The organism is Microvirga massiliensis, assembly GCF_001006805.1.
Taxonomy (GTDB): Bacteria; Pseudomonadota; Alphaproteobacteria; order Rhizobiales; family Beijerinckiaceae; genus Microvirga; species Microvirga massiliensis.
In genome coordinates, this window is sequence record NZ_LN811353.1 from 99,122 (window position 1) to 117,064 (window position 17,943).

17 protein-coding genes are annotated in these 17,943 nt (G+C 65.3%); 14 read left to right on the forward strand and 3 right to left on the reverse strand.

Features of this window, described 5'->3' with window-relative positions; genetic code table 11:
- Positions 1-22: 22 nt before the first annotated feature.
- The 8 genes from coaBC to BN1233_RS48360 all read left to right on the forward strand — a co-directional run bounded on the left by coaBC (position 23) and on the right by BN1233_RS48360 (position 4,598).
- Positions 23-1,222 (forward strand): bifunctional phosphopantothenoylcysteine decarboxylase/phosphopantothenate--cysteine ligase CoaBC, encoded by a 1,200-nt coding sequence (coaBC, locus tag BN1233_RS13085; RefSeq protein ID WP_187144289.1) that lies wholly within the window; start codon positions 23-25, stop codon positions 1,220-1,222.
- A 79-nt stretch (positions 1,223-1,301) separates the two neighbouring features.
- On the forward strand, positions 1,302-1,757 hold the full coding sequence (dut, locus tag BN1233_RS13090; protein ID WP_046864525.1) for a dUTP diphosphatase: 456 nt from the start codon (positions 1,302-1,304) through the stop codon (positions 1,755-1,757).
- Between the two features lie 10 nt (positions 1,758-1,767).
- Positions 1,768-2,217, forward strand: a complete 450-nt coding sequence (locus BN1233_RS13095; protein WP_046864041.1) for an RrF2 family transcriptional regulator — start codon at positions 1,768-1,770, stop codon at positions 2,215-2,217.
- A 73-nt stretch (positions 2,218-2,290) separates the two neighbouring features.
- On the forward strand, positions 2,291-3,277 hold the full coding sequence (gene cysK / locus BN1233_RS13100; RefSeq protein WP_046864042.1) for a cysteine synthase A: 987 nt from the start codon (positions 2,291-2,293) through the stop codon (positions 3,275-3,277).
- Positions 3,278-3,441: 164 nt separating this feature from the next.
- Positions 3,442-3,798 carry a hypothetical protein gene (locus BN1233_RS13105; protein ID WP_046864043.1) on the forward strand — a complete coding sequence of 119 codons (357 nt, stop codon included), beginning with the start codon at positions 3,442-3,444 and terminating at the stop codon, positions 3,796-3,798.
- Positions 3,798-4,115 carry a hypothetical protein gene (locus tag BN1233_RS13110; protein ID WP_046864044.1) on the forward strand — a complete coding sequence of 106 codons (318 nt, stop codon included), beginning with the start codon at positions 3,798-3,800 and terminating at the stop codon, positions 4,113-4,115. The genes BN1233_RS13105 and BN1233_RS13110 overlap by 1 nt, the downstream gene beginning before the upstream one ends.
- Before the next feature lie 26 nt (positions 4,116-4,141).
- Positions 4,142-4,378, forward strand: a complete 237-nt coding sequence (locus BN1233_RS13115) for a hypothetical protein (protein WP_046864045.1) — start codon at positions 4,142-4,144, stop codon at positions 4,376-4,378.
- Between the two features lie 43 nt (positions 4,379-4,421).
- Positions 4,422-4,598 (forward strand): hypothetical protein, encoded by a 177-nt coding sequence (locus tag BN1233_RS48360; protein ID WP_187144290.1) that lies wholly within the window; start codon positions 4,422-4,424, stop codon positions 4,596-4,598.
- A 1,218-nt stretch (positions 4,599-5,816) separates the two neighbouring features.
- Here BN1233_RS48360 and typA read toward each other — a convergent pair.
- The 3 genes from typA to BN1233_RS13135 all read right to left on the reverse strand — a co-directional run bounded on the left by typA (position 5,817) and on the right by BN1233_RS13135 (position 10,379).
- Entirely contained in the window at positions 5,817-7,646 is a 1,830-nt protein-coding gene (typA, locus tag BN1233_RS13125; RefSeq protein WP_046864047.1) for a translational GTPase TypA, read from the reverse strand.
- Between the two features lie 159 nt (positions 7,647-7,805).
- Positions 7,806-8,915, reverse strand: a complete 1,110-nt coding sequence (locus BN1233_RS13130; protein ID WP_046864048.1) for a site-2 protease family protein — start codon at positions 8,913-8,915, stop codon at positions 7,806-7,808.
- Positions 8,916-9,146: 231 nt separating this feature from the next.
- Positions 9,147-10,379, reverse strand: coding sequence for an argininosuccinate synthase (locus BN1233_RS13135; RefSeq protein ID WP_046864049.1), 1,233 nt, complete (start codon positions 10,377-10,379; stop codon positions 9,147-9,149).
- A gap of 168 nt (positions 10,380-10,547) precedes the next feature.
- On the opposite strand from BN1233_RS13135, the gene BN1233_RS13140 reads away from it, so the two are divergent.
- The 6 genes from BN1233_RS13140 to BN1233_RS13165 all read left to right on the forward strand — a co-directional run bounded on the left by BN1233_RS13140 (position 10,548) and on the right by BN1233_RS13165 (position 17,942).
- Complete coding sequence (locus BN1233_RS13140) at positions 10,548-11,177, forward strand: 2-hydroxychromene-2-carboxylate isomerase (protein WP_046864050.1); 630 nt, start codon at positions 10,548-10,550, stop codon at positions 11,175-11,177.
- 102 nt (positions 11,178-11,279) lie between these two features.
- On the forward strand, positions 11,280-12,107 hold the full coding sequence (locus BN1233_RS13145; RefSeq protein WP_046864051.1) for an IclR family transcriptional regulator: 828 nt from the start codon (positions 11,280-11,282) through the stop codon (positions 12,105-12,107).
- Between the two features lie 3 nt (positions 12,108-12,110).
- Positions 12,111-14,246, forward strand: a complete 2,136-nt coding sequence (locus BN1233_RS13150; RefSeq protein ID WP_063776704.1) for a hydantoinase/oxoprolinase family protein — start codon at positions 12,111-12,113, stop codon at positions 14,244-14,246.
- Positions 14,234-15,148 (forward strand): fumarylacetoacetate hydrolase family protein, encoded by a 915-nt coding sequence (locus BN1233_RS13155; protein ID WP_046864052.1) that lies wholly within the window; start codon positions 14,234-14,236, stop codon positions 15,146-15,148. The genes BN1233_RS13150 and BN1233_RS13155 overlap by 13 nt, the downstream gene beginning before the upstream one ends.
- Positions 15,149-15,178: 30 nt before the next feature.
- Positions 15,179-16,753, forward strand: a complete 1,575-nt coding sequence (locus BN1233_RS13160; protein WP_046864053.1) for a hydantoinase B/oxoprolinase family protein — start codon at positions 15,179-15,181, stop codon at positions 16,751-16,753.
- Positions 16,754-16,784: 31 nt separating this feature from the next.
- Positions 16,785-17,942 carry an ABC transporter substrate-binding protein gene (locus tag BN1233_RS13165; RefSeq protein ID WP_046864054.1) on the forward strand — a complete coding sequence of 386 codons (1,158 nt, stop codon included), beginning with the start codon at positions 16,785-16,787 and terminating at the stop codon, positions 17,940-17,942.
- Position 17,943 lies beyond the last annotated feature (1 nt).

Consider the following 17,943-nt stretch of genomic DNA (forward strand, 5'->3'; position numbering starts at 1 on the left):
GCTTTACTGCAGGAGGCTCGGCGTGACGCTTTCCGGGCAGCGTGTTCTCCTCGTGATCGGCGGCGGGATCGCAGCCTACAAGTCGCTCGACCTCATCCGCCGGCTACGCGAGCGCGGCGCGCGCGTTCGCTGCATCCTCACGGCCGGGGCGCAGCAATTCGTGACGCCCCTCGCGGCCGCCAGCCTTTCGGGCGAGCACGCCCATACGGATCTGTTCGATCGGGACGACGAGGCCGATATCGGACACATCCGTCTCGCGCGGGATGCAGACGTCGTGATCGTCGCGCCGGCAACCGCGAACCTGATGGCGAAAATGGCCGGAGGACATGCGGACGATCTCGCTTCGACGGTCCTTCTCGCGACGACCCTGCCGATCCTCCTCGCGCCCGCCATGAACCCGCGCATGTGGCTGCATCCGGCGACACAGCGCAACTTGGCGGTCCTCATGGCGGACGGCGTGCGTTTCGTCGGCCCGAACGAGGGGCCGATGGCCGAAGCGGAGACGGGTCCAGGCCGCCTCGCGGAGCCGCTCGAAATCGTCGCAGCCCTCGAGCAGATGCTCGTTCCCTCAGGGCCGCTTGTCGGCCGCCATGTTCTCGTGACCTCCGGTCCGACCCACGAGCCGATCGACCCGGTGCGTTACATCGCGAACCGCTCCTCCGGGAAACAAGGGCATGCCATTGCCCGCGCGGCCGCCGAGGCCGGAGCCCGCGTCACGCTGGTCTCCGGACCCGTGACGCTTCCCGATCCGCCCGGTATCCGGACGATCCACGTCGAGACGGCCGCCGAGATGCTGGCCGCCGTCGAGGCCGCACTCCCGGCGGACCTTGCGATCTTCGCGGCAGCGGTCGCGGACTGGCGCGTTGCCGATGCGACCGACCGCAAGATCAAGAAGGAGCCTGGCCGCCTGCCGTCGCTCGCACTGGCCGAGAATCCGGACATCCTCGCGACGATCGCCCACCGGGTCAGCGACAGGCCTGGTGTCGTCGTCGGTTTCGCCGCCGAGACCAATGACGTGGTCGTCCATGCGCGGCAGAAGCTCGAGCGGAAGGGCTGCGACCTCATCGTGGCCAACGATGTTTCGACCGCCACGGGCGTCATGGGCGGCGACGATAACACCGTTCATCTCGTCAGCGCGACGGGCGTGGAGACCTGGCCGAAGCTCCGCAAGGAGGACGTCGCCCGGCGCCTCGTGGCGGAGCTGGCGCAGAGGCTCCCATGAGCCCCCGACTCGATCCCCTTATCCGCCCTGCCGGCACGGGAGGAATCGAGATAAGGCTCCGGCTTGCGTGGAGCCGCTCATGACCTTGCCTCTGCCCGTGAAACGGCTTCCCCACGCGGAGGATCTGCCTCTCCCGTCCTATGCCTCTGCGGGAGCGGCCGGCCTGGATCTCGTGGCCGCCAACCGGGCCGATGCCGTGATCGCCCTCGAGCCCATGGAACGGGCCCTCGTTCCGACCGGCCTCGTCGTCCAATTGCCGGCAGGCTACGAGGCGCAGGTGAGGCCCCGGTCCGGTCTTGCCCTGCGCCACGGCGTGACGGTGCTCAATGCGCCGGGCACGGTCGATGCGGATTATCGCGGCGAGATCATGGTTCTTCTCGTCAATCTCGGCCGCGAGACTTTCGTCGTCGAGCGAGGCATGCGAATTGCCCAGCTTGTAGTGGCTCCCGTCACAACCGTATCGCCTTTCGCTGTCGCGACGACCGACGAGACGGGCCGAGCCGGCGGCGGATTCGGTTCGACGGGACTGTCGTGAGGCTCCTGACATGATCCTGCTCTCCCGGCGCAGCCTTCTCGCCATTGCCGCCGTGGTCGACATCGCCCTGCATGCCCGTCCGCAACCGGTCTCGGCCAAGGCCATGGCTGCGCGACAGAACATTCCGCCCCGGCACCTCGAGACGGTGCTGCAGGCCCTCGTGCGCCACGGGATCCTGAAAGGCGTCCGCGGCCCGCGCGGAGGATACGAGCTCGCGCGCGAGCGGCGCCGGATCACCGCCGGAGACATCGTGCGCGCAGCCATGTCGGCGACGGGAGAAGACGGCCTGCCGGCGCTTCCCAAGTCGCATCTCGTCGATGAGGTGATCGGACCGGTAGTCAAGGCGGCGAGCGAGGCGTTCCTTGCGGAACTCGACCGGTTCACCGTGGATGACCTCTGCCATCGCGTCCAACCCGAGACTACCTCGACCCGCCACCTCGAGAGCGATTTCACAATCTAATACGTATAATAGTTTATTTATCGCCAGGAGATGATAATTAGGCTAGCGTGACAGGACAAAAAAGGAGAGTTCCATGGCCGAACCCGCCCGCAAGACCGCAGCTGCCGTCGGGCGCAAACCGCTGCGCGCCAGAATCTACAATTCGATCATCGACACGATTGGCGATACGCCGCTGGTTCGGCTCAACCGCCTCCCGCAGGAGCACGGCGTCGAGGCGGAGATCCTGCTGAAGCTCGAGTTCTTCAATCCGATCGCCAGCGTGAAGGACCGGATCGGCGTCAGCATGATCGATGCGCTGGAGGCGCAAGGAAAGATCAAGCCGGGCGGCACCCTGATCGAGCCGACATCCGGAAATACCGGCATTGCGCTTGCCTTCGTGGCTGCCGCCCGAGGCTACCGGCTCATTCTTGTCATGCCGGAGACGATGTCGATCGAGCGGCGCAAGATGCTGGCCTTCCTCGGCGCCGAGCTCGTCCTCACGCCGGGGCCGCAGGGCATGAAGGGCGCCCTCGCACGGGCGCAGGAGCTGCAGGCCGAGATTCCCGGCTCCGTCATCCCGCAGCAGTTCCAGAATCCTGCCAACCCGGAGATCCACCGGCAGACGACGGCCGAGGAGATCTGGGCTGATACCGACGGCAAGCTCGATGCCTTCGTGGCCGGAGTCGGCACGGGCGGCACGATCACCGGCGTCGGCCAGGTCCTGAAGCCGCGCTTGCCAAGCCTGCGCATCATCGCCGTCGAGCCCGAGGATTCCGCGGTTCTTTCGGGCGGGCCTCCCGGTCCGCACAAGATCCAGGGCCTCGGCGCCGGGTTCATCCCGGAGGTTCTCGACCGCAGCGTCATCGACGAGGTCATCACGGTCGGGAACCAGACCGCCTTCGACGTCTCGCGGGCGCTCGCCCGCCTCGAGGGAATTCCCGGCGGCATCTCGACGGGCGCCAATGTCGCGGCGGCGCTCGAAGTCGGAAAGCGTCCGGAGTTCCGCGGTAAGCGCATCGTGACGGTCGCGCCCTCTTTTGCGGAACGCTATATCTCGAGCGCTCTTTTCGAAGGCCTCTGAGTTCAATGCAGTGCGGTCGGCGGGCAGTCCTCCGCCGGCCGCCTCTCCGACTGGCTGCACCGGTTCGGCCATCAAGCATAGCCAGAACTCTTCGGCTCTCCCTCCGTTCTTCCTTTCGACGAGAACACCGAACCGCGGCCTTCGGCTGCGCGTGGGAGAACACAATGGCCAAGGATCAGGGACGTCGATCCCTTCGCGACCAATCCGCCGACGAGATCCGCAACGAGCAGCGCAGTGGCGCTGTCGCGCCCACAGAGCCGCGCCCCGAAGACGGGCCGGAGGCGAACGCCACGATGCGTAAGCTCTGGAGTGAGCCCGGAGGCGAAGCCTACAACATGCGCAACGCGACCATCGCAGCCGGTGGCAAGGCCGACGGGCATGGCGATCTCACGGCCGCGGAGACCCCGAAAGCGACCCGTCGACTAGAGGATGCCTCCCTTAAGCCCGAGGACCGGGATGCGACCGGGGAGGCCATTGCCCGCGCGACAGCCGTCAACGGCGACGACGAGGGGCAGAAGTGATGCCGAAGAAGAACGACAACATCGTCGGGCAAAGCGAGGGCCCGATTGTGGGCGACGGCCATCAGACGAAGGAGCAGGCCGCGATCGTGCAGCAGGAGGGCGGTGGCCTCAGCGATGCCGAGCGCAGCAAGACATGGAGCGAGGATGGATCTGGGCACATGACGCCGTCTCCGGGCGGATCATCCGGGGGACACTCGGACCAGCTCGCCGCCCGTGGACCGCGCGAGAACCGCAAGGTAGCGGGCGGCCTGTACGACACCGAAAGGCGCCATCAGGAAGATCGCTCCGGGAGAACGGATGACGCGACGGGTGGATGAGTGCCGTCCCGGATTGGAGATGCGCGATGGGATATGCAGGCTACGGCAACAACAGCGATCAGAAGCCCGACAAGGCCTCACAGGGCCGGAAGCCCGGAGAGGCAGGCACGGGCAAGGACGGAACTTTGCGACCCGACGAGCCCGCGCCTCCGAGCGCCGGCCCGCATGCGGAGCCGGACCTCGTCAATCCGGATGCCACGCCCGGTGCCGGAGCATTGCCGACGCCCGGAGCCCGGGATGGCACCGATTCGACCAGCGGCTGATCGGAGGCATCACGGCCGTCAACGGATCTTACCGGAGCCCGCCATGACACGAGACGAACACAAGAAGCCTGCCGGATCGGGCGAGTCCAAGCCCGACGAACGCGCCATCGATGCTCCGCGGCTCACCCCGCAAGGACGCGCTGCTCAGGGCGGCAAGGATGCGACCAAGCCGTTCGGCCAGGGCGCCAAGAAGGGACAGAGCGACAAGGCCGAAGGCTGACGGTGCTCTCACCGAGCATGTCTCGCTCGCCTTCCAGATGGTATGCATCTCGAGGGCGAGGGCGACGGCTTTTCAGCACCCTTTGCAGATGCCTTTGGTCGCGGCATCGCTGCGTTCCTGAGCCTTCCGCTCCCTTTCGATCTCGGCTCCCATATTACCGGCTCCCGTCTGGTCGCCGAGGGAGCCACCCGTTGCAACGCCCTGTTGGGGGCCCTCGAATTGCTGCCGGTCGTAGCTGCGTTGCCCCGTGGCGGGACCCGAGGCTGCCTCGTGCCTTCCGGCGTCGTGGTATTTTGATTAGTTCCGGGCGACTGCCCCATCGTAGAGCCGCCTGATCCGGCATCCGGCGATTCGCTGACCCGTCCGCTCGAGGCAGGGACACCACTGCCCACCGGGGACCGGGCGTGCCGGGTGTAAGGCTCGAACCGCCCGAATTCGCGCCGCCCGTCGAGGAGCCACCGGTCCCCGTGCTCGAGCCGGCTGCCGCACCAGAGCCACTCGAGGCGCCACCGCTCCCGCCGGAGCCCGCCTAGGCGCAGGCCCCCACCGTGGTTCCGGCCAGCAGAGCGGCCGCGAGAGCCAGAACCGGTAAACGATTGAAGACCATGGGCTCCTCCGGCATCCTGAGTCCAACGCGTACAAACTCTGCCGGAGGGCGCCTGTTTCAGCCTGGCCGTTAATGCCGCTGGCTTCGCGAACTCCTGGACGACCCAAGATCAATGGCAGTCTACTATTCGAAGCCGTTGCACCGGCAGACGGCCTACGAGCACTTCCCGATTTCCAGTCGAGGCCTTCCTGTTTCTGCTCGCCTCGCCACGGAGGTGTGAGCCTGCCGATGCGTCCATATCTCACTGAGATTGCAGGATTGGTTCATCGGCACCGTCAGAAAGGTGCTGGCTGCATTGGCTCGGACGAAGTGTCGAAATGCGGGCGGTCGCAGTGGTTCGACTCCAATGCGATGGCGAGCCGCAGGCAGTGATGCACAACCGACTACAGCACCCTCACCGTCATTGCGAACGCAGTGAAGCAATCCAGCGGCGCATCCGTCGACGGGTAGATTGCTTCGCCTGCGGCTCACAAGGACGAAGTGAATCCGCATCAGGCTGGATGATTTCGCCTGATGCCCGCAGCTCACAATGACGAAGTGAAGCCGTAGTCTTGTCCTGTCGTCGCACTTGCATCGATCACTATGTGCAGTGACCGACACGGAGAAAATCGTCAGGCGCTCAGCGCTTCCTTCTGCCGCTCGGCGCGCTTGCGCTCGTTCGGGTCGAGCAGGGCCTTGCGGAGCCGGATCGATTTCGGCGTCACCTCGACGAGCTCGTCGTCCTGAATCCAGGCCAGCGCCCGCTCGAGCGTCATGCGGATCGGTGGAGTGAGGCGCACAGCCTCGTCCTTCGATGTCGTCCGGATATTGGTGAGCTTCTTGCCCTTCAGGACGTTCACTTCGAGATCGTTGTCGCGGTTGTGCTCGCCGACGATCATGCCTTGATACACCTTCCAGCCCGGCTCGATCATCATCGGGCCGCGATCCTCGAGGTTCCAGAGCGCATAGGCCACCGCCTCGCCGGAGTCGTTCGAGATCAGGACGCCGTTGCGCCGCCCCGGGATCTCGCCCTTGTAGGGCTGATAGGAATGGAACAGCCGGTTCATGATCGCGGTGCCGCGCGTGTCCGTCATGAGCTCGCCCTGATAGCCGATCAGGCCGCGGGTGGGCGCATGGAACACGAGCCGCTGACGGTTGCCGCCCGACGGACGCATCTCCACCATCTCGGCGCGGCGTTCGGACATCTTCTGCACGACGACGCCCGAATGCTCCTCGTCGACGTCGATGACGACTTCTTCGATGGGTTCGAGAAGCTCGTTCGTGGTTTCGTCGTTCTTGAAGACGACCCTCGGACGCGAGACGGCGAGTTCGAATCCCTCACGACGCATCGTCTCGATCAGGATGGCGAGCTGCAACTCGCCGCGCCCCGACACGAAGAAGGAGTCCTTGTCGGCGGACTCCTCGATCTTGAGCGTCACGTTGCCTTCCGCCTCCTTGAGGAGACGGTCGCGGATCATGCGGCTCGTGACCTTGTCGCCCTCGGTGCCGGCGAGTGGCGAGTCGTTGACGATGAAGGACATCGTGACGGTCGGCGGATCGATCGGCTGCGCGGGAATCGGCGCCTCGACCTCCGGAGCACAGAACGTGTCGGCCACGGTGCCCTTCTCGAGGCCCGCGATCGCGACGATGTCGCCGGCTTCACCGAGTTCGATCGGCTGGCGCTCGATGCCCCGGAAGGCGAGGATCTTCGAGACACGGCCGGTCTCGACCGTCTTGCCGGCGCGGTCGAGCACCTTGATGGTCTGGTTTGGGCGCACGCTGCCGGCGGTAATCCGCCCCGTGATGATGCGTCCCAGAAACGGATTCGCTTCGAGGATCGTGCCGAGCATCTTGAACGGGCCATCCTCGGTGCGGGCCTGCGGCACGTGGTCGAGCACGAGATCGAATAGGGGCGCGAGCCCTTGGTCCTTCGGACCTTCGGGAGAGGCCGCCATCCAGCCGTCGCGCCCGGAACCATAGAGGATCGGGAAGTCGAGCTGCTCGTCCGTCGCATCGAGAGCGGCGAACAGATCGAACACCTCGTTGATCACCTCCGTCGCTCGCGCGTCGGGCCGATCGACCTTGTTGACGGCCACGATTGGGCGAAGCCCGATCTTCAGGGCCTTCGAGACGACGAATTTCGTCTGCGGCATCGGGCCTTCCGCGGCATCCACCAGCACGATGGCGCCATCGACCATGTTCAGGATGCGCTCTACCTCGCCTCCGAAATCCGCGTGGCCGGGGGTATCGACGATGTTGATGCGCGTGTCCTTCCAGACGACGGAGGTCGCCTTGGCGAGGATCGTGATGCCGCGCTCCTTCTCGATGTCTCCCGAGTCCATGACCCGTTCGGCCACGCGCTGGTTCTCACGGAAGGCGCCCGATTGCTGGAGAAGCTTGTCGACGAGGGTCGTCTTCCCATGGTCGACATGGGCGATGATAGCGATATTGCGCAGTTTCATGGGGCTCATAAGCAAAGCAGCCCGGTCCGCGCGGCGAGGACCAGGCAGCAGTTTCTATTGCACCGCAATATAGGACCGGTCCGCCAGCGACAAGGGGCCGGAGCAGTGGCACGCAGCCTTAGACTTGATCGGACCATCGGCTCCAAACCTCTTTCATCGTCAGACCTCCTGGGTCCTCGGGCGGAAGCGCCAGTCGGGCCGGATATTCCGGACCATCATCATCTCACCGATGTTCTCGGGTGTAATGAGCCCGACGAGCTGCTGGTTCCGGTTGAGGACGAAGAGAGCAGGGGCCTTGCTCTGGTTCAGGATCGTGAGTCCGGTCTCGAGGGGCTGCCAGTCCTGGACCGAGGGGATCTCGCGCAGCATCACGTCGAGCACCGGGGTCGTCGGAGTACCCTGTCGGAGCGCGACGATGAGGCCGTCACGCGTCAGGAGCCCGCGCGGTTGCCCGCTCCCGTCCACGACGGGAAATTCCTTCTGGGCGCTGCGCAGCATGAGGTCCACCGCGTCATCGAGGGTCGATCCCGGCGAAAGCGCCTCGATCGCGCTCACCATCACAGAGCGGACCGGGAGGCTGGACGTGCCGTCCCGGAAGGCGACGTGCTGGGATTCCGCTGAGGCCGCGAGATAGATGAACAGGCCGATGATGATCAGCATCGGGTTCAGGAACAGCCCCGCCAGAGCAAAGAGGAAAGCGGCGCCCTGGCCGATCCGCGAGGCAATGCGGGTCGCCTCGGCATAGCTCATGCGCATGGCGAGGAGCGCTCGCAGGACGCGACCCCCATCCATCGGAAAGGCCGGAATGAGGTTGAACACCACGAGCACGATATTCGCCGCGGCCACCCGTGCGGCGAGGCTTGCCGTCGGGTTATCGACCTCGGCGACGGTGTCTCCGCTGAGACTGGCGCCGAGCCCGAAGATCAGGACCGCAGCGATCACGACGTTCACGGCCGGGCCCGCCAGCGCGACGATCAGTTCTTCGCGTGGCTTATCGGGAATTCGCTCGAGGCTCGCGATTCCGCCGATCGGCCAGAGCGTGACCTCCGGGGTGCGAATGCCGTAGCGCCGAGCCGCCAGGATATGCCCGAATTCATGGGCGAGCACGCAAGCGAACAGGATGAGCATGAAAATCACACCATCCTGGGCGGCATCGCGGCCGCCGACGCGCCAGTAAGCCGCGCCGATCCAGACCAGAAAGAGGAGGAAGGTGACGTGGACGCGCACCACCGTGCTGGCGATGCGTGCAATGGGAAAGGACCAGAGCATCGGGATCTCCGCGGCCGAGGAGACGACAACCTTCCCAAGGTGGGTTGCCGCCGAGCTTTTGACGAGCCCTCCGGATCGGGGCGCAGAGCAGACCTGCGAGCGACGCGCGGTGCTGCGCGTAGGGAGCCCTCATCGGCGCCGCTCTATGTCCCGGCCATATCGATCCTCTGGCCCCCCAGGCAGGCAGGCACGGGCCATCCCGCACTCGCCGCCGGCTGCGGATGCGAAGGCTTACGTCTCGAGCCGGCGCCGCCGCTGGGCCAGGGTGCGCAGACGCAGGGCATTGAGCTTGATGAAGCCGGCCGCGTCCCGGTGATCGTAGGCGACCTTGCCTTCCTCGAAAGTGACGAGGTCCTGGTCGTAGAGCGAATAGGGACTGGTCCGCCCGATCACGTGGACGCCGCCCTTGTAGAGCTTCAGGCGGACCTCGCCGGTGACGAGGGCCTGGGAATGGTCGATCGCCGCCTGGAGCATCTCCCGCTCGGGGCTGAACCAGAAACCGTTATAGATCAGCTCCGCATAGCGCGGCATGAGCTCGTCCTTGAGATGCGCCGCGCCGCGATCGAGGGTGATCGACTCGATGGCGCGATGCGCCGGGAGCAGGATCGTGCCGCCCGGCGTCTCGTACATGCCGCGGCTCTTCATGCCGACGAAGCGGTTCTCGACGAGGTCGAGACGCCCGATCCCATTCGCACGGCCGAGCTCGTTGAGACGCGCGAGGAGCGCGGCCGGCCCGAGCTTCTGGCCATCGATCGAGACCGGATCGCCGCGCTCGAAGCCGATCGTGATGATCGTCGGCTTGTCGGGAGCATCCTCGGGGTTCACGGTGCGCGAATAGACGTAATCCGGCACTTCGACGGCCGGATCCTCCAGAACCTTGCCCTCCGAGGAGGCGTGCAGGAGGTTGGCGTCGACGGAGAACGGCGCGTCGCCGCGCTTGTCCTTGGCGATCGGGATCTGGTGCTGCTCGGCGAACTCGATCAGGCGCGTCCGGGAGGTGAGATCCCACTCCCGCCAGGGCGCGATGACCGTCACGTCGGGCTTGAGCGCGTAATAGGTGAGTTCGAACCGGACCTGGTCGTTGCCCTTGCCAGTCGCTCCGTGCGCGACGGCATCGGCGCCGACCTGCTCGGCGATCTCGATCTGCCTCTTGGCGATCAGGGGGCGCGCGATGGACGTGCCGAGAAGATAGAGGCCCTCGTATTGTGCATTGGCACGATACATCGGGAACACGTAATCCCGGACGAACTCGTCACGGAGATCCTCGATGAAGATGTTCTCGGGCTTGATCCCGAGGAGTTCCGCCTTGCGCCGCGCCGGCTCGAGCTCCTCGCCCTGGCCGAGATCCGCCGTGAAGGTCACGACCTCGCACCCGTAATGGGTCTGCAGCCACTTCAGGATGATGGAGGTGTCGAGACCGCCGGAATAGGCGAGCACGACCTTGTTCACGCGCTTCTGGGACATGACGGATCCGGGAGGTTGGGGCGTGGCCGCGACTTAGCGGGGAAGCCGCCCGCGCGCAACCGGCTGCGCCCGCGAGGGCTATCCGTGCGGCGAAGGCGACCAATAATCGGGCCTTGTTCCTGCCACGCGAAGCAGACACGCTTGCGCCATTCCCCCTGGAGATGATTGATGCCGCGGCGCCCCGTTCTCGAGTTCTGGTACGAGTTTGCCTCCACGTATTCCTATCTCGCCGCGATGAGGATCGAGGCCCTCGCGGAGGCCGCAGGCGTCGATGTGCGCTGGCGGCCCTTCCTGCTTGGGCCGGTCTTCGCGTCGCAGGGCTGGAATACCTCCCCGTTCAATCTCTTCCCGGCCAAGGGGCGCTACATGTGGCGTGACATGGAGCGCGAGGCGGCGCGTCTCGGTCTTCCCTTCTATCGGCCCGATCCGTTTCCGCAGAACACGCTCGTCGCGGCGCGCGTCGCCCTGCTCGGAACAGGGCGCGGCTTTGCTCCCGACTTCTCGCGCGGCATCTTCGAGGAGGAGTTCGGGAAGGGCCGCAGCATCAGCGAGGTGACGGTCGTCGGGGAGGTGCTGTCGCGCCTTGGCCTCGATGCGCCCGCCATCCTCAAGGAGGCGCAGGGCGACGCCAACAAGACGCGGCTGAAGGCCGTCGGCGAGGAGGCCCGCTCCCGCGGAATCTTCGGTGCGCCGACCTTTTTTACCGAGGATGGCGAAATGTTCTGGGGCAATGATCGCCTGGAACAGGCGATCGGCTGGGCTTCAGGGGAGACGCAGCTCCGCACAGCGGCGCGCTGAGTCCCTGGCCCGGTAATAGTCGCGTCGGCTCAAGCGTGTCATTTGTTGACACGGCTGGAGGCTAATGCTTGCATAGCGCCATCTGAAATGGCGTTTCAACAAATGAAACAGGCGCCGATATATAGGGAGGACCCGGACCCGGCGAGCCGCAAGGCTCAGCCGTCCGCAAATGCATTGCCAGGGACGACCACGCTCGATCTCGCGCTTCGGATCCTGGAGCATCTGGCTCAGGGATCGCAGCCGGCTTCCCTGGCGTCCCTCGCTGCTACGTTCTCTGCCTCGAAGGCAACGGTCTATCGGCATCTCCAGACGCTCGTCCGCAACGGCTTCGCGCGCCAGGATCCTGAAACCGGTCGCTATGACGTCGGGCTGAAGCTCCTCATGCTCGGCGAGGCCTCCCGCAGTCGCTTCGACGTCTCTCGGGCGGCGCGCGGCAAGCTGATGGAGTTGAGGGATGAGACCCGCCAGGCGGTGACGGTCTGCTCGCTGGTCGAAGACGAACTCGTGGTCCTGGAACTCATCCAGGGCCAGACCGTCGTCGAGTTCGGGATCAGGCCAGGAACCCGGATGGACATGCATGCCACGGCGCATGGCAGGATCTGGCTCGCATTCGGGCGTCGCGATCTGATGGATCGCATTTTCGCGCGACCGCGCCGTGCATGGACTCCCGAGACGATCATGGATCGCGCTGCGCTCGAAGCCGAAGTCGAGCGGGTGCGCACCCGGGGGTGGGCGGTTGCCCCGGGCGAACTCGTCACGGCGGTCAACGCCCTTGCCGCCCCGGTCTTCGATTATCGCGATGCGCTGGTGGGGTCGCTCGCCGTCGTCGGCTTCACGCAATTCATTCCCGCCGAGCCCGACCCGGTCATGATTGCCGCGGTCGTCGAGACAGCTCGTGCCATGTCCCGCGCGCTCGGGTGGAAAGGCTGATTCATGACCTATTCGCTTGCGATCGACATCGGGGGCACGTTCACGGACATCGTCCTGCGCCACACGGACGGCCGCCTCGTCGTCGACAAGACCCTGACGACCCACGACGATCTGCTCAACGGCTTTTTCCGTGGCGTCGACGCCGTGCTGCGCAAGGCGGGCGTGACGCCACGGGACGTCGATGGCGTCGTCGTGCACGCGACGACGGTGGTCACCAACGCCGTAATCGAGCGCAAGGGGCTTCCGACCGCGCTTCTCGTGACTGAAGGCTTCAAGGACGTGCTCGTCATCCGCAACGAGCACCGCTACGAAATGTACGATCCGCAGATCGAGTTTCCAGAGCCGCTCGTTCCGCGCGAATTGACCTTCGGGGTATCCGAACGAACGCTGGCCGACGGCACGATTCTCCGAGCCGTCGAACCAGGGGACGTGGCGCGTCTCGCCGAGGTGCTTCGTGAACGTGGCGTGCGTGCCGTTGCGATCTGTTTCCTCAATGCATTCGTGAATCCTGAGAATGAGCGTCGCGTTGCAAACGAGTTGGCCCGTCTCCTCCCGGACGTCTTCGTGTGCACGTCGTCCGATGTGGCCCCCCAGATCCGCGAATATGCCCGGGCCTCGACGACCGTCGTCAACGCCTACGCGATGCCGATCTCGCAGCCCTATCTCCGCGGACTGAGCGAGCGGCTCGCGCGCGAAGAATTCGCGAACAAGCCGCTCATCATGCTGAGCTCGGGCGGAGTCGTCGGCGCGGAGACGGCCGGTCGCAATCCCGTTCGCATGATCGAGAGTGGACCGGCAGCCGGCGCACTTGCGGCCTGTCACTATGCCGAGGTGCTCGGCCTCGATCGCCTGATGTCGTTCGATATGGGCGGGACGACCGCCAAGGCCTGTCTGATCGAGAACCGCGAGCCTTTGGTCACGGGCTTGTTCGAGGTCGATCGCCGCTACCGGTTCAAGGAGGGCAGCGGAATTCCCGTCACCGTGCCCTCGATCGACATGATCGAGATCGGCGCCGGCGGCGGCTCGATCGCTCATGTCGATTCCCTGGGGCTCCTCAAGGTGGGGCCGGAGAGTGCGGGCTCGAATCCCGGTCCGGCCTGCTACGGGCGCGGCGGGGCGGAACCGACCGTCACGGACGCCGACCTCGTACTCGGCCTGCTCGACGCCGACAACTTTCTGGGCGGCGATATGCGCCTCGACGCGCCCGCGGCCACGGCAGCAATGGCGCGCCTCTCCGACGAACTCGGACTCGGTGCCATCCCGACTGCGCGTGGCATCTTCCGGGTCGTTACCGAGGCCATGGCTTCGGCGGCCCGGACCCATGCGACGGATCGAGGCGTCGATTATCGCGGTCTTCCACTCTTTGCCTTCGGCGGAGCCGGTCCGGTCCATGCCTGCGAGGTCGCGCACCTGCTCCAGAGCACGAAGGTGATCATCCCGCCGCAATCGAGCGTGTTGTCCGCTTTCGGCACGCTGGTGACTCCCGTCCGCCTCGACCTCGTCCGCTCCGATCTCGCGAAGCTCTCCGAGATCGATTGGGAGCGCGCGACACTGCTCATCGACGAGCTCGCACGCGAGGCGTTGGCAGCGCTCGCAGAGGCTGGTTGCGGTGCGCGCGACGTGACGTTCGTGTTCGGCGCGGATCTCCGTTATGCGGGACAGCAGCATGAGGTCACGCTGAACCTCGATGCGGATCCGCGCACGCATCGTGACGCGACGCGGATCGCGGAAGCGTTCGAGGAGGCCTATCGCCAGCTCTACGGGGTAAACCCGTCCCACGTGCCGATCGAGCTCGTGACATGGCGGCTGACGGCGCGCGGTCCCGTCACACCGTTTCACAGCGCAGCCGAGCCGGCGCGGAGTGACGGTGCCCCAAAGACATGGCGCATCGTGCATGCATGGGCCGACGACATGCGCGTCCCGGTCTATGCGCGGGAGGAGCTCGGTCAGGGGCAGGTCCTCCATGGGCCTGCCATCATCGAAGAGCGTGAAACGACCACCGTGCTGCCGCCTGGATGGACCGCAACGGTCGATCGATTGGGATGCATCATCGCCACTGCAGGCGGTAAGAGCATCGAGGCTACGGATCCAGGGCAGAACCGGATCGAACGACAGAGGATGAATGCATGCGTATCGTGAGCTTTCGCGCCGCGGATCTTGATCGGCTGGGGCTGGTCGATGGTGATGAGGTGATTGACCTGCATGCGGTCGACCCCCGTCTCCCGGCCGATCTCGGCGCGATCCTGCGCGAAACCGGTGGCGACCTTTCGCATCTCGAAAGCATCGCGGCGCGCGCTCGCGCGTCCGCGCGCCGGCCTCTCGCCGGCCTCGAATACGACATCCCCGTGCGCAACCCGGGCAAGATCGTCTGCCTCGGCTTGAATTACGTCGCGCACGCCAAGGAGGGAGTCTATTCCTCCGCGCCGCTGCCGGAACATCCTTCGCTCTTCCTGCGGTCGCGAAACTCGCTCACACCGCACGAAGCGGCGATCGAACGGCCGCTCTGTTCCGACAAGCTCGATTACGAGGCCGAGCTCGTCGCCATCATCGGGAGAAAGATCAGGCATGCCACTCCGGACAACGCCCTCCAGGCGGTGGCCGGTTATGCGTGCTTCAATGACGGATCGCTGCGCGATTATCAGCGCCGCACCACGCAGTGGACGATGGGCAAGAATTTCGACCGGACCGGTGGTTTCGGTCCCTGGATGGTGACGTCCGACGCATTGCCGCCGGGCGCCACGGGGCTGCGCATCGCGTGCCGCCTTAACGGTGCGACCATGCAGTCGGATGATACATCGAACATGATCTTCTCCGTAGCCACGACGATCGTTTCGATCACTGAGGGCATGACGCTCGAACCCGGCGATCTCGTCGTGATGGGTACGCCCTCGGGCGTCGGCTATGCCCGTGCGGAGCCGGTCTTCATGAAGGATGGAGATGTCGTCGAGATCGAAATCGAGGGCATCGGAACGCTCCGCAATCCAATCCGTGACGAAATCGCAGACGAACCTACCAAGATCCGCGGTGCGTCACATGCATGAGGGCTGCAGAGCAAATTCCGAGGTGGCAACATGAAGCCGGACCGATCCGTCCTCGATGGTGTCGAGCTCGAAATCCTCTGGTCGAACCTGATCGGCATTGTCACCGAGCGAGCGAAGGCGCTGCAGCGGATCGCCTTCAGCCCGATCGTGCGCGAGGCAGGCGATCTCGCCTGCGCACTCTTCGATACCCGCGGGCGCATGGTGGCGCAGGCCAATACCGGCACGCCCGGCCACATCAATTCGCTCGCCATTGCGGGTGCACATCTGTCGCGCATATTCGCGGGCCGGATCGAGCCGGGCGACGTGTTGATTTCAAACGACCCCTGGCTGGGGGCTGGCCACTTCTTCGACATCACGGTGCTGTCCCCGATCTTCGACGAAGACAGGCTTCTGGCCTTTATCGGCTCGACGATCCACCACACCGATATTGGTGGCTACGGCATTGGTGCCGGTGCGCGGGACGTGCACGAGGAGGGACTGTGGATCCCGCCCCTGAAACTCTACGAGCGGGGCAGGCCGAGCGAGGTCCTGCATGCCATCATCCGCGCGAATGTCAGGACGCCTGACGCCGTGTTCGGCGACCTGGCCGCGCAGGTCTCGAGTGGACAGGCCGCGAGCGAACGTCTGATCGCCCTCTGCCGCGAGCATGGACTTTCCGATATCGAGGAGCTTTCGGACGAGATCATTCGCCGCTCCGAGGAGGCCACGCGGGCGGCAATCCGGCAGCTTGCGGCAGGCACCTATCACGGCGAGAGCCGCTTCGATGTTCCGGGTGGCGAGATCGTCACGCTGAAGACGGCGGTCACGGTCGATCCGCAGGCCGGCGAAATCATCGTCGATTTCGCGGGTTCCTCTCTACAGACGACGACCGGCATCAACGTCGTTCTCAATTACACGCACGCCTATACCACCTTCGCGATCCGGTCCTGCCTCAATCCGGATTTGCCGAACAACAGCGGCAGCCTGGCGCCGATCAAGGTTCGCGCACCGGAAGGCTCGATCGTGAACTGCACCTATCCTGCGCCGGTGAATGCGCGGCACGTGGTCGGTATGTATGTGCCCATGCCGATCCTCAAGGCCTTGTATCAGGTGATGCCGGAGCGGGTGCTCGCAGAGGGGTCGGGGGCCGTCTGGACGATCCAGATCCAGGGCCGCCAGGCGGACGGCAGACCCTTCACGTCCTCGATGTTCAATTATTCAGGCGGGATGGGTGCGCGGGCGACAAAGCCCGGTCCGAGCGCCACCTGCTATCCGACCGGTGTCGCCGCGGTTCCCGTCGAGATCCTCGAAGCCGTGATGCCGATCGTCTTCGACCGCAAGGAGTTGCGGCCGGATTCCGGCGGGGCCGGGCACAGCCGGGGCGGTGACGGACAAATCATCCAATTCAGGATGCGCACCAGCGACGAATGGCTTCTCAACGCCGTACCCAGCCGTCTCGACGAAGGGCCGGAGGGAATCGGCGGCGGCGCTCCTGGCGCCCCGGGCCGGTTCCTCGTCAACGGGGAACCGGTCGCATCGGCCCGCAAGCTCACCATGCAGCCCGACGACGTCGTGCTGATGGAAACGCCGGGAGGGGGCGGTTACGGTCCCCCAATCGATCAATAACAAGAACGATCAACATCCAGGAGGAACGCTCATGTCGAAAATGCAAATGTCGAAGTTGCGTCGGCTCACTCTTGCGGCGGGTTGTCTCGCGGCGGCGTTCGCCGTCTCGCCTGCTTCAGCGCAAGATACCTATCGGCTCGGCATATCGGCCGGTCTGACGGGCTATGCGGCCACAGTCGACCGCGCTTGGTCCGATGCCGTGCAGCTGGCAGCCGAAGCGGTGAACAGCCGAGGGGGCGTGCTGGGGCGCAAGCTCCAGGTGATCGTCGAGGACAACCGGTCCGAGCCGCAGGAGGCCGTTACCGTCTACCGCAAGATGATCTCGTCCGACCAGGTGAACGTGTTCACCTCGGGATGCGTGTCGGCCGGCAATTTCGCGGCCGCTGGGCTCGTCGTCCGGGCTCAGATCCCGATGGTGCTGTGCTCGATCCTGCCGCAGCAGCCGGATCACGTGAAATGGGCCTTCACGACGATCCCGCCGCCGCGCTTCGAGGTCGAGACCAGGTTGAAATATCTGCAGGACAGGACGCAGATCAAGAAGATCGGTGTCCTGCACGATCCCACGCCCTATGCCAACCTGCAGAAGCAGGCGGCCGAGAAGGCCGCTCCGCAGTTCGGACTCGAGATCGTCGGGATCGAGCAATACAAGCAGGACGATGCGGATCTCTCGGTGCAGATCAGTAAGATGCACGCAGCCGGGGCGCGGGCGATCCTGAAGATCGGTCTCGGCGGAACCACGCTCACGGCCGCGAAGAACATCAAGCAGCTCGGTCTCGACATGCTGATGCTCACGAGCCTCGAGGACATCGCGGTGTTCAGGCCTGTCGCGGAGGTACTCGGCGACAAGTTCTTCTTCGTCGCTTCTCCCTCGCAGGTCTATGATGCTCTGCCGGATAGCGCGCTCAAGAAGGAGATCACGGCTTTCCTGGGCCCCTGGCGCGCCAAGTATCAGGATCGCGACCCGAACTGGGCCGGCCGCGGCTGGGACGCCGTCATGCTCACGGTGAAGGCCGTCGAGGCCGCGAAATCCTTCGAAGGTCCTAAGGTGCGTGATGCTCTCGAGTCGATCTCAGGCTGGCAGGGAACGACGGGAATCTACAACTTCTCGCCCGAAAACCATCAGGGCATCACCGAGAACCCGCTCTTCCTCGCCCAGATCAAGGACGGCCAGGTCGTTCTCGCTCAATAAT

Coding starts and splice junctions, on each gene's coding strand:
- BN1233_RS13105 (WP_046864043.1), top strand. CDS start 3,442: ATGGCCAAGGATCAGGGACGTCGATCCCTTCGCGACCAATCCGCCGAC.
- BN1233_RS48360 (WP_187144290.1), top strand. CDS start 4,422: ATGACACGAGACGAACACAAGAAGCCTGCCGGATCGGGCGAGTCCAAG.
- BN1233_RS13115 (WP_046864045.1), top strand. CDS start 4,142: ATGGGATATGCAGGCTACGGCAACAACAGCGATCAGAAGCCCGACAAG.
- BN1233_RS13160 (WP_046864053.1), top strand. CDS start 15,179: ATGAAGCCGGACCGATCCGTCCTCGATGGTGTCGAGCTCGAAATCCTC.
- BN1233_RS13140 (WP_046864050.1), top strand. CDS start 10,548: ATGCCGCGGCGCCCCGTTCTCGAGTTCTGGTACGAGTTTGCCTCCACG.
- BN1233_RS13145 (WP_046864051.1), top strand. CDS start 11,280: ATGAAACAGGCGCCGATATATAGGGAGGACCCGGACCCGGCGAGCCGC.
- BN1233_RS13135 (WP_046864049.1), bottom strand. CDS start 10,379: ATGTCCCAGAAGCGCGTGAACAAGGTCGTGCTCGCCTATTCCGGCGGT.
- BN1233_RS13150 (WP_063776704.1), top strand. CDS start 12,111: ATGACCTATTCGCTTGCGATCGACATCGGGGGCACGTTCACGGACATC.
- cysK (WP_046864042.1), top strand. CDS start 2,291: ATGGCCGAACCCGCCCGCAAGACCGCAGCTGCCGTCGGGCGCAAACCG.
- BN1233_RS13130 (WP_046864048.1), bottom strand. CDS start 8,915: ATGCTCTGGTCCTTTCCCATTGCACGCATCGCCAGCACGGTGGTGCGC.
- BN1233_RS13110 (WP_046864044.1), top strand. CDS start 3,798: ATGCCGAAGAAGAACGACAACATCGTCGGGCAAAGCGAGGGCCCGATT.
- typA (WP_046864047.1), bottom strand. CDS start 7,646: ATGAAACTGCGCAATATCGCTATCATCGCCCATGTCGACCATGGGAAG.
- BN1233_RS13165 (WP_046864054.1), top strand. CDS start 16,785: ATGTCGAAAATGCAAATGTCGAAGTTGCGTCGGCTCACTCTTGCGGCG.
- dut (WP_046864525.1), top strand. CDS start 1,302: ATGACCTTGCCTCTGCCCGTGAAACGGCTTCCCCACGCGGAGGATCTG.
- BN1233_RS13155 (WP_046864052.1), top strand. CDS start 14,234: ATGCGTATCGTGAGCTTTCGCGCCGCGGATCTTGATCGGCTGGGGCTG.
- BN1233_RS13095 (WP_046864041.1), top strand. CDS start 1,768: ATGATCCTGCTCTCCCGGCGCAGCCTTCTCGCCATTGCCGCCGTGGTC.